10 protein-coding genes and 2 tRNA genes are annotated in these 9,076 nt (G+C 58.3%); 9 read left to right on the top strand and 3 right to left on the bottom strand.

From position 1 onward, the window contains the following. The 6 genes from tolA to queC all read left to right on the top strand — a co-directional run. Positions 1-510, top strand: a 510-nt coding sequence (tolA, locus tag ABJK70_RS15665) for a cell envelope integrity protein TolA (RefSeq protein WP_347258426.1), incomplete at its 5' end; no start/stop codon positions are given. An 18-nt stretch (positions 511-528) separates the two neighbouring features. Continuing rightward, positions 529-1,818 (top strand): Tol-Pal system beta propeller repeat protein TolB, encoded by a 1,290-nt coding sequence (gene tolB, locus ABJK70_RS15670; protein ID WP_347258427.1) that lies wholly within the window; start codon positions 529-531, stop codon positions 1,816-1,818. A gap of 84 nt (positions 1,819-1,902) precedes the next feature. Continuing rightward, positions 1,903-2,484 carry a peptidoglycan-associated lipoprotein Pal gene (gene pal, locus ABJK70_RS15675; RefSeq protein ID WP_077728976.1) on the top strand — a complete coding sequence of 194 codons (582 nt, stop codon included), beginning with the start codon at positions 1,903-1,905 and terminating at the stop codon, positions 2,482-2,484. 4 nt (positions 2,485-2,488) lie between these two features. After that, on the top strand, positions 2,489-3,340 hold the full coding sequence (gene ybgF / locus ABJK70_RS15680; RefSeq protein ID WP_168183894.1) for a tol-pal system protein YbgF: 852 nt from the start codon (positions 2,489-2,491) through the stop codon (positions 3,338-3,340). Positions 3,341-3,360: 20 nt separating this feature from the next. Then, positions 3,361-4,002: a 7-carboxy-7-deazaguanine synthase QueE gene (queE, locus tag ABJK70_RS15685; RefSeq protein ID WP_347258428.1), complete on the top strand. Its 642-nt coding sequence runs from the start codon at positions 3,361-3,363 to the stop codon at positions 4,000-4,002. A gap of 8 nt (positions 4,003-4,010) precedes the next feature. Then, positions 4,011-4,682 (top strand): 7-cyano-7-deazaguanine synthase QueC, encoded by a 672-nt coding sequence (gene queC, locus ABJK70_RS15690; RefSeq protein WP_086135497.1) that lies wholly within the window; start codon positions 4,011-4,013, stop codon positions 4,680-4,682. 22 nt (positions 4,683-4,704) lie between these two features. On the opposite strand, the gene ABJK70_RS15695 is transcribed toward queC, so the two are convergent. Genes ABJK70_RS15695 through ABJK70_RS15705 form a run of 3 tightly spaced genes read right to left on the bottom strand, consistent with a single transcriptional unit; the run spans position 4,705 to position 7,177 of the window. After that, positions 4,705-4,980: an EscU/YscU/HrcU family type III secretion system export apparatus switch protein gene (locus tag ABJK70_RS15695; RefSeq protein ID WP_077728979.1), complete on the bottom strand. Its 276-nt coding sequence runs from the start codon at positions 4,978-4,980 to the stop codon at positions 4,705-4,707. Further along, the gene (locus ABJK70_RS15700) at positions 4,977-6,365 is read right to left on the bottom strand and encodes a flagellar hook-length control protein FliK (RefSeq protein ID WP_347258429.1); all 1,389 of its coding nucleotides are present in this window, start codon (positions 6,363-6,365) and stop codon (positions 4,977-4,979) included. Before ABJK70_RS15700 ends, ABJK70_RS15695 begins: the two co-directional genes overlap by 4 nt. Positions 6,366-6,370: 5 nt before the next feature. Beyond that, on the bottom strand, positions 6,371-7,177 hold the full coding sequence (locus tag ABJK70_RS15705) for an HDOD domain-containing protein (RefSeq protein ID WP_240507114.1): 807 nt from the start codon (positions 7,175-7,177) through the stop codon (positions 6,371-6,373). 272 nt (positions 7,178-7,449) lie between these two features. Here ABJK70_RS15705 and gltX point away from each other — a divergent pair, with 272 nt between their 5' ends. From gltX to ABJK70_RS15720, 3 genes are all read left to right on the top strand, one after another. After that, on the top strand, positions 7,450-8,853 hold the full coding sequence (gene gltX / locus ABJK70_RS15710; protein ID WP_086135334.1) for a glutamate--tRNA ligase: 1,404 nt from the start codon (positions 7,450-7,452) through the stop codon (positions 8,851-8,853). Between the two features lie 44 nt (positions 8,854-8,897). Beyond that, a tRNA-Ala gene (locus tag ABJK70_RS15715) sits at positions 8,898-8,973 on the top strand. 27 nt (positions 8,974-9,000) lie between these two features. Next, positions 9,001-9,076: transfer RNA gene (locus ABJK70_RS15720), tRNA-Glu, on the top strand.

Genomic DNA, 9,076 nt, shown 5'->3' on the forward strand with positions numbered 1-9,076 from the left:
AAACGGAAAGCGGAGCTCGAAGCCAAACAGAAAGCCGAAGCGGAAGCGAAGCGAAAAGCCGAGCTGGAGGCAAAGCGGAAAGCCGAAGAAGAAGCGCGCCGGAAGGCCGAAGCCGAGGCGAAACGGAAGGCCGAGGAAGAGGCCCGCCGGCTACAGGCGGAGCGCGAATTGGCATTGCGCGAGCAGCTCGAGGAAGAACACCGAGCCGCGATGGAACAGCAAGCCAAGAAAGCGGCGAGCGACTGGGCGAATACGTACATCAAGCCGAAAGTTACGCGCTCATGGCTTCGTCCGCCGTCCGCCAAGAGCGGGCTGTCCTGTATAATTCAAGTCCGCTTGCTGCCGGGCGGTGAGGTGGCTGATGTCCAAGTGGTCAGCAGTAGCGGCGACTCCACGTTCGACCGATCCGCCGAGGCTGCCGTGCGCAAAGCATCGCCTTTGCCATGGCCTTCTGACCCGAAGGTGGCGGAACAACTTCGAGCATTTAAGTTCACATTCAAGCCCGAATAATTCTTGTCCAGGTGTTTGATGAATAGACGATTTCGCAGCGTTTTCTTTTTGAGCGTCTTTCTCACGCTCTTCAGTGGTTGGGCGCGCTCCGAGCTAAACGTGGAAATTACTCAGGGCGTCGAAGGCGCCATGCCGATCGCCGTGGTGCCTTTCGGTCAGCAGATTTTGCCGGGCGACAACATCGGCAGCATCATTGCGGCTGATCTCGCACGTAGCGGACGTTTCAAACCTTTGCCGGAAAGCGAAATGCTGGAAACGCCGACGTCGCCGGAGCAGGTTCGATTCCGCACCTGGCAAGTGTTGGGGCAGGATCATCTGGTCATAGGGCGGGTACAGCCCGGTGCCGGCAGCCAGTACGAGGCCGAGTTTTTCCTGTACGACTCGATAAAAGGTACGCTGCTGACCAGCGCCAGAATCCCGTTCAATGCGCCGGAGACGCGCCGCACCGCGCACCGTATCGCCGACATCATTTATCAGCAGTTGACCGGCGAGCCCGGCGCGTTCGCTACTCGCGTGGCGTACGTAACCGTGACCGGCAGCGGCCCTCGCGATCGGCAGTACCGTCTCCAAATCGCCGATACCGACGGGTATAACCCGCAAACCATCATCAGCTCGGTCGAACCGATCATGTCCCCGGCCTGGTCGCCGGACGGCAAGCGGATCGCTTACGTGTCGTTCGAGAACAAGACCTCGGCCATCTTCATCCAGACCCTTGCGACGGGCGAACGTCAGAAGGTGTCCGACGCGCCCGGCATCAACGGGGCGCCGGCCTGGTCTCCGGATGGCTCTCAATTGGCCATGACCCTCTCCAAGGATGGCAACCCTGATGTTTACGTGATGAATTTGGCGTCCCGCTCTTTGCGCCGAATTACGGATCATATCGGCATCGATACCGAGCCGAACTGGTCGCGGGATGGCGGGAGCATCGTATTCACTTCGGATCGAGGCGGGAAGCCGCAGCTCTATCTCGTGTCTTCCTCCGGCGGGCCGGCGCAGCGCTTGACCTACGAGGGAGAATACAATGCGCGCGGAGTGTTCTCGCCCGACGGACGCAGCATTGCGATGGTCCACGGCAATGGCGGCGACTACCGGATCGCCGTGATGGATTTGCAGACCCGTACATTGCGCGTGCTAACCAAGGGGCGTCTGGACGAATCGCCGGGTTTTGCGCCTAACGGGAGCATGATTCTTTACGCCTCGAAGAGCGGCGGAGTAGGGCAGTTGGCAGCCGTTTCGATAGACGGCAGGGTTCAGCAGAGCCTTCGTATCGACAGCGGACAAGTGCGCGAGCCGGCGTGGTCCCCGTAAGGCGGCGTTGGCGGGTTTCGTGAGAAGGGCGGAAGCTTAGAAAAAACAGTAGGTCGATTTTTATCTTGCTAGTGGGGAAAACAGATGAAACTTGTCAAGACTGCATTGGTTGTCGCTATGATGTCTCTTGTCCTTAACGGTTGTAGCTCGAAAGGCGGCGTGCAAGAGGAGGCCGGCGCCGAAGCGGGCATGGAGGGCGGGCCCGGCGGCCCGCAGATCAGCAAGTACGGCGAAGGCACGGATGGCGGCGCATACGGTCCGGGCGGCGCCGGTTACGGTCCGGGTGCGGGCGGGACCGGCGATCCGATGCTGGATGATCCGTCCAGTCCGTTGTCCAAGCGAGTCATCTACTTTATGTACGATAGCTACGAAGTGCTGCCGGAGTATCAGCAGGTCGTCAGTGCTCATGCGAATTATCTGGCTTCCCATCCGGAGCGCAACATCATTCTGGAAGGACATGCGGACGAGCGGGGCTCTCCCGAGTACAACATCGCGTTGGGCGAGCAGCGGGCCAAGGCCGTAGCCAAGATGATGCAGTTCCAGGGCGCTAATGATGGCCAGGTCCAAGTGGTCAGTTTCGGCGAGGAAAAACCTGCCGTATCGGGTCACGACGAATCGGTTTGGCAGCAGAATCGTCGGGTGGAAATTTCCTATTCGGGACGTTAACCGTATGCATCTAAAAAAGCCGGTTTTCACATTGCTGTTTTTGGGATCGCTGCATGCGACGATTTCGAGTGCCCAGCAGTACGACCAGATATACGATCGAAGGTACGATCAAAATCAAACCGGCTACGGGGTGGCTACCCTCGAGGAGCGCGTCTCTCAGTTGGAGAAGCGTCTCTCGGGAAACACCTTGATCGAAATGTTCAATCGGATGGAGCAGTTGCAGGCTGAAGTCCTCAAGCTCCGCGGGGAAAACGAGGAGCTTGCCCATCAGCTCGAAGAGCTGAAAAACCAGCAACAGGCTATGTATACGGACTTGGACCAGCGTATGCAGCAGTTGTCCGCCGGCGGTTCCGCTGCGCCGCAGGCGCCCCTCGATCAGTCCGCTTCGCCCGATGGCGCGGCCCCGACGGAAGCGACCGCGTCTCAGGCACCGGCGCCACAAGCGCCCGTTTCGCCTGGCGATCCGGGAAATCGCCAGGCGGCCTATCAAAAGGCTTTCAATACATTGAAAGAAGGAAAATATCCGGAAGCGGTCAAGGAATTCAAAAACTTCATCGCGGCCTATCCGACCGGCGAATACGCGGACAATGCGCACTACTGGCTTGCGGAAGCGTATTATGTCAGCCGTGATTTCAATACTTCGCGCGACATTTTCCGGAAACTGATCAAGGACTTTCCACAGAGCAGCAAAGTGCCGGACGCTCTGTTGAAAATCGGTTTCATCGAGTACGAAACCGGCCAGAAGGCGAACGCGAAGGAACTGCTGACCGAGGTCGTCAAGCGTTATCCCGATTCCAGCGCCGCAAAGATGGCGGAGAAACGGCTGGATAAGCTACGGCAAGAAGCAAAGCGCTGATTTTTGGCAGCGCCTGATTAGTGAATCAACTTCGAGTAACCGAAATCTTCTACTCCCTGCAAGGGGAGTCCCGCACCGTTGGATTGCCGACGGTCTTCGTCCGTTTGACGGGATGTCCGTTGCGTTGCGTGTATTGCGACACGGCTTACGCCTTTACCGGCGGCCAAAAGATGTCCATCAACGAAATCGTGGCTGAAGTTGGGACCTACCATCCGGGTTATGTGACCGTCACAGGGGGCGAGCCGTTGGCGCAGCGCGGGTGTCTCGTCTTGCTGGATGCGCTGGTCGAGAAGGGCTATGAGGTTTCGCTGGAAACCAGCGGGGCTCTGGACGTGTCGGATATCAACCCGAAAGTCGTCAAGGTTCTGGACCTCAAGACGCCCTCGTCCGGCGAAGAGTCGAGGAATCTCTATCGCAACCTGGACTATCTCGATCGGAAGGATCAGCTCAAGTTCGTCATCATGAACGAGGCCGATTATCAATGGGCAAAGGCCAAGATGGAGGAATACGGCTTGTCGGATCGTTGCGAAGTGCTCTTCTCGCCGGCCATGGGCGCGCAAGATCCTGCGGAGCTTGCCGACAAGATTTTGCGCGACCGTTTGCCGGTTCGTTTCCAAGTACAGCTACACAAGATCCTCTGGGGCGACACACCCGGACGGTGATGACGACGATGAAAAAAGCGGTTGTTTTGCTCTCCGGCGGACTCGATTCGGCGACGACTCTGGCTATCGCGAAGTCGCAAGGATACGAGTGTTACGCCCTCAGTTTCGATTACGGACAGCGCCATGGCGCGGAGCTCCATGCCGCCCGGCGCGTGGCGCAGAGCTGCGGCGCGATCGAGCACAAGATCATCCGAATAGGTCTCGGCGAGTTCGGCGGCTCGGCGCTCACCGACACCCGCATCGCCGTGCCGGAGACTCCGCAGGAAGGCATTCCGGTCACTTACGTACCTGCGCGGAATACCGTCTTTCTCGCATTCGCCCTCGGCTGGGCGGAAGTCTTGGGCAGCGCGGACATTTTCATAGGCGTGAATGCCGTCGACTATTCCGGCTACCCCGATTGCCGGCCGCAGTATATCGAGGCTTTCGAGCGTCTGGCGAACTTGGCGACCAAGGCCGGTGTCGAGGGGAAGCATTTCAAGGTACATGCGCCGTTGATCACGCTCAAAAAGGCCGAAATCATCCGCATCGGGACAGATTTGGGCATCGATTATGCTTTAACGGTGTCATGTTATTCGGCCGACGATGAAGGGCGAGCCTGCGGTTCGTGCGACTCGTGCCGATTCCGAAAAATCGGTTTTGCCGAAGCCGGTATTTCAGATCCGACGCGCTATAAATCCTAAAGATCGAATGGTTCGGCTTCCGCTATTTGCCCGGCATTTTGCCGCTGAGCGAATAGGCGAAAGCGATCACTTCGGCCACCGCAAGATAGAGTTCCCGCGGAATTTCATTGCCCAGCGGGACCTTGGCCAACACGTTCGCCAAACCCTCGTCCGCGTGCAGCGGAATATTGTGTTGCCGCGCCCGCTCTATGATCTGCTCCGCGACCGCACCTTTGCCCTTTGCGGTCACGCGCGGGGTGCTCTCTCCGTCGTAATGCAGGGCGACGGCGATATCGGGAGGATTGACCAGCCGGGTCATGCGCGGAGATCCAGGATCGGCGGGGAGGGATTTTCGGAGCGCGGCGAATCGGGCGGTCGATCCAGCGCCGTCAGTTGACCTACGGCTAGCCCTGCGCCATGCAGTCGCGCTCTAAGACGTTCGCACTGCTCGCGGATGAGGTCGGATGTCGTTGCCGTGTCGCTCCACAAATAGGTGTCGATCCGGTCGCCCTTCAAGACGACGCGCGCACAGAACGTCCCGAGCCCCGGCGGGTGCAATTCCAGCGTAAGCGACCAAGAGTCGGGACTCTCCGCGCTGCCGGGCTTCGCATCCTTGGTTATCAGCAGTTTTGCCGCGTCCTTATGCTGTCCATCGGTAAAAGGGATTTCCACTTGCCAAACGGATGGCGCGGCATCGTTCCTGGGCAGTGACGCAAGCTGATCCATGACCACCCTGGCGATTGCGGCTTCGACTTTTTGCGCGATACGTTCGGCTCCGCGTTCATTCCCCTGCACGAGTTCGTTCTGTTCGTCCGGTGACGGAAGAGTCTTGCGGCGTGCGGTGGATAATTCGTGCTCCGGGGTGCGCGGCGTCGCGAGCTGCGAGTCTCCAGGCAGTTTCGGTGAATCCTTTTCGCCGCGCTCCGCAGTTCGCGCGATTCGCTCATCCGCGAGCGCGATATCTTCGGATGTGCCGGCGTCTTCGAAACGAAACTCGGTTAGTTCCGCTTGCTCTTCGGCATCGGCGCTGAACGGTCGGGTTTGAATCTCTCCTCCGTCCGCCGTAGTGCGGGGCGTATCGGGGATAGCGTCCGCACTGGTCCGAAGCACCTTCAGCCTATCGAGAACTCGGAGCAGTTGCGCTTTGAAATCCGAATCGGCGAATTCGGCCGACGAATCGGCATTGTCGGCGAGCTTCGCTTCAAGAAATATCCCCGAGTTCAATAAACCTTTTTCCAAGCCCTCGGGTGTCGCCAACTCGGATTTTTTCGGGATCGAGGCCAACAGATTTTCTAAAGCTTGTGTGATCGGGACGGGCAACGGGGACGTTTGTCTGGCCTGCGCGACTAGGCGGTGGAGTTCCTGGATCACATCGGCGAGCGGTTCCTGTTTCGGCAAGAACAGGCGTAAAGCCTGCTGAACCGTCGATTCCGGCACATCGGCGCCGGAATCGCGCGGCACGATGCGAAGCTCGGGCGTGGTGCCGAGCTTGACCACCTCGAGTTCGAGTATCTGCCCCGGCTGGAGGTTCGCGCTGCTGTTTGCCGTAAGAGTGCGGCCGCCGGCGTCGAGTCGGAGAAGGAAGCTGTTGTCCTTGAGTTGTGTCTCAACGACCGCTCGAAGAATGTCCCCGAGCTTTAGCGGCTGCGCCCCGGCTTGAAGCAGGGGAGTCGTCGGGACGCGGACAGGCAGCCGGATTTCCATTTGTGTCAACGTGTAAGCATTTGCTGAATCTGCAAAATTTCTTCCTTGGCAAGACCGAGCACGTCTTTGCTCAAATCCGTCGCCGCTTGTCCCTCCATGAGTTTGCGATAAGCCGGAATTTCATCCATGCGGGGGTATTTGTGGATCTGCAGCGTGCCGACGAAGCTGTGGAGCTGGGACAGAATGACCAGATCCGTATAATCCGGAGCGCCGGGGTGATCGCGAAACCAATTTTCGGCGTGGACCGTCACATCTTCGAAATCCGGAGGAAAATTCCACTTCCGTAAGATCATCGCGCCTACGGGGGCGCGCAAGGTTTGTATCGCCTGGTCGAGATGGCGGGGATCGGCGATCAATTCCGGATGCCGATCGGCGAAGGTGAGCACGGGAACGGTGCCGATATCGTGAACCAGCGCAGCCAGCATCGCCCGATCGGGATCGAACCCCCTGGTCTTATGGGCGAGCACGGCACAGATGGCGGCGACGTAGCTGCTGTGCGCCCACAGTTCATGCATCCGTTTCCGGATCTGGGACGACTTGGCGATAAACACCGCTTTCAAGGAAAACGTGGTGATCAAGTGCTGCGCCGCTTTGAGCCCGAGTCGCGTCAGAGCCTCGGGGCAGCTCTCTATTTTCTTGCGGCCGTGATAAAGCGGACTGTTGGCGATATGAATCAGCCGTGCGGTAATGGCCGGATCGATTTGAACGACCCGCGCGATCTTCGAATTATTCGCCCGGTCGTCGTTGATGGCCTTGCGTATCTTGAGGGAAATGTCGGGGAGCGTGGGCAGCACCAGTTTCTTCGCCCGCATTTCCTGGTAGCAAAGTTGCAATAAAGGGTTTTGAAGAGTATCTGCCGTCTCGAGAGTCATTACGAATGGAATGCGTTCGTTGGATCGCCGATGACACTGAATCCGGGAAAAACAATAAGGATAGCCTGGTTCCGGTCCCTCGGTAACATCCCTCGATCTTCGCGATAAAGGAATACACCGGATTTTGGTATTATTAGCGTTCCTCCACCCTCTAGTCACTGAGGGCCGACGGCAAAAGTCGGCAACTCTAGTCTTTTTTCAGGATTATTCGAATGACCATACGCACCCGATTTGCTCCCAGCCCTACGGGTTACTTGCACGTTGGCGGCGCGCGCACGGCGCTTTTCTCCTGGCTTTACGCACGCAAGCACGGCGGCACCTTTATCCTGCGCATCGAGGATACGGACTTGGAGCGTTCCACGGTCGACGCGGTCAATGCGATTCTGGAGGGTATGACCTGGCTCGGGCTGGAATACGACGAAGGACCGTTTTATCAAACCCATCGGTTCGAGCGTTATAAAGCCATTGCCCAGCAATTGCTGAACGAAGGCAAGGCCTATCATTGCTACTGCACTAGGGAAGAGTTGGATAACCTCCGTGCCGAACAACTGGCACGCAAGGAAAAGCCCCGCTACGACGGCCGTTGCCGCCATCGTACCGAGCCCCGCGAAGGCGTTCAGCCGGTGATGCGGTTTCGCAATCCGGACGACGGCGAAGTCGTCATCGAAGATCTCGTGCGTGGCCAGGTCATTGTGAAGAACAGTGAATTGGACGATCTCATCATTCTTCGCTCGGACGGTACCCCCACCTACAACTTCACGGTGGTGGTCGACGACCTCGACATGCAGATCACCCATGTCATCCGCGGCGACGACCATCTCAACAACACGCCGCGCCAGATCAACATTCTGAAGGCTTTGGGCGCGCCGCTGCCGAAATACGCTCACGTGCCGATGATCTTAGGGCCAGATGGAGCCAAGCTATCGAAACGCCATGGAGCGGTCAGCGTCATGCAATACCGCGACGACGGCTATTTGCCCGAGGCGCTCATCAATTATCTGGTGCGCCTCGGCTGGTCCCATGGCGATCAGGAGATCTTTTCGGTGGACGAAATGATCGAGCTGTTCGATGTTAACGACATCAATCATTCGGCCTCGGCGTTCAATCCGGAAAAACTGTTGTGGCTGAATCATCACTACATCATGCACAGCGATCCCTTGCATGTCGCGCATCATCTGCGCTGGCATCTGGGGCAACTGGACATCGATCCCACTCGGGGGCCCGATCCCGTCAGGGTGGTCGAAGCGCAGCGCGAGCGGTGCAAGACCCTGGTCGATATGGCGAACGCGAGCGTCTTCTTTTACAAAGAGTTCGAAGCGTACGACGAGAAGGCCGCCAGCAAGAACCTGACCGCCGATAATCTCGGGGCGCTGCAAGCGCTGGAAACAAAACTCTGGGCGCTGGGTAACTGGAGCCGAGAGGCGATTCACCAGGTGGTCGTGGAGACGGCGGAAACGCTTGGAGTGAAGATGGGCAGCGTCGCTCAGCCGCTTCGGGTCGCCGTATCGGGAACGACGGTATCGCCTCCCATCGACCTCACCCTGGAGTTGTTGGGAAAAGATACGACGCTCTCCAGGGTCGGCCGAGCCATCGCCTATATCAATAAAAAAGCCTAGACAAACGCGAAGTCTTTCTTTAATATTCGCGTTCTCGATCGCGTGGGGCCATAGCTCAGCTGGGAGAGCGCAACAATGGCATTGTTGAGGTCGCGAGTTCGATCCTCGCTGGCTCCACCACTCGCGGATTGACCAATCAAGTTCCTTGTCCCCATCGTCTAGAGGCCTAGGACACCGCCCTTTCACGGCGGTAACAGGGGTTCGAATCCCCTTGGGGACGCCA

Origin of the sequence: Methylocaldum sp., from assembly GCF_039794385.1 — a bacterium.
Lineage (GTDB): Bacteria > Pseudomonadota > Gammaproteobacteria > Methylococcales > Methylococcaceae > Methylocaldum.

Coding starts and splice junctions, on each gene's coding strand:
- tolB (WP_347258427.1), top strand. CDS start 529: ATGAATAGACGATTTCGCAGCGTTTTCTTTTTGAGCGTCTTTCTCACG.
- pal (WP_077728976.1), top strand. CDS start 1,903: ATGAAACTTGTCAAGACTGCATTGGTTGTCGCTATGATGTCTCTTGTC.
- ybgF (WP_168183894.1), top strand. CDS start 2,489: ATGCATCTAAAAAAGCCGGTTTTCACATTGCTGTTTTTGGGATCGCTG.
- queC (WP_086135497.1), top strand. CDS start 4,011: ATGAAAAAAGCGGTTGTTTTGCTCTCCGGCGGACTCGATTCGGCGACG.
- ABJK70_RS15695 (WP_077728979.1), bottom strand. CDS start 4,980: ATGACCCGGCTGGTCAATCCTCCCGATATCGCCGTCGCCCTGCATTAC.
- ABJK70_RS15700 (WP_347258429.1), bottom strand. CDS start 6,365: ATGGAAATCCGGCTGCCTGTCCGCGTCCCGACGACTCCCCTGCTTCAA.
- ABJK70_RS15705 (WP_240507114.1), bottom strand. CDS start 7,177: ATGCGGGCGAAGAAACTGGTGCTGCCCACGCTCCCCGACATTTCCCTC.
- gltX (WP_086135334.1), top strand. CDS start 7,450: ATGACCATACGCACCCGATTTGCTCCCAGCCCTACGGGTTACTTGCAC.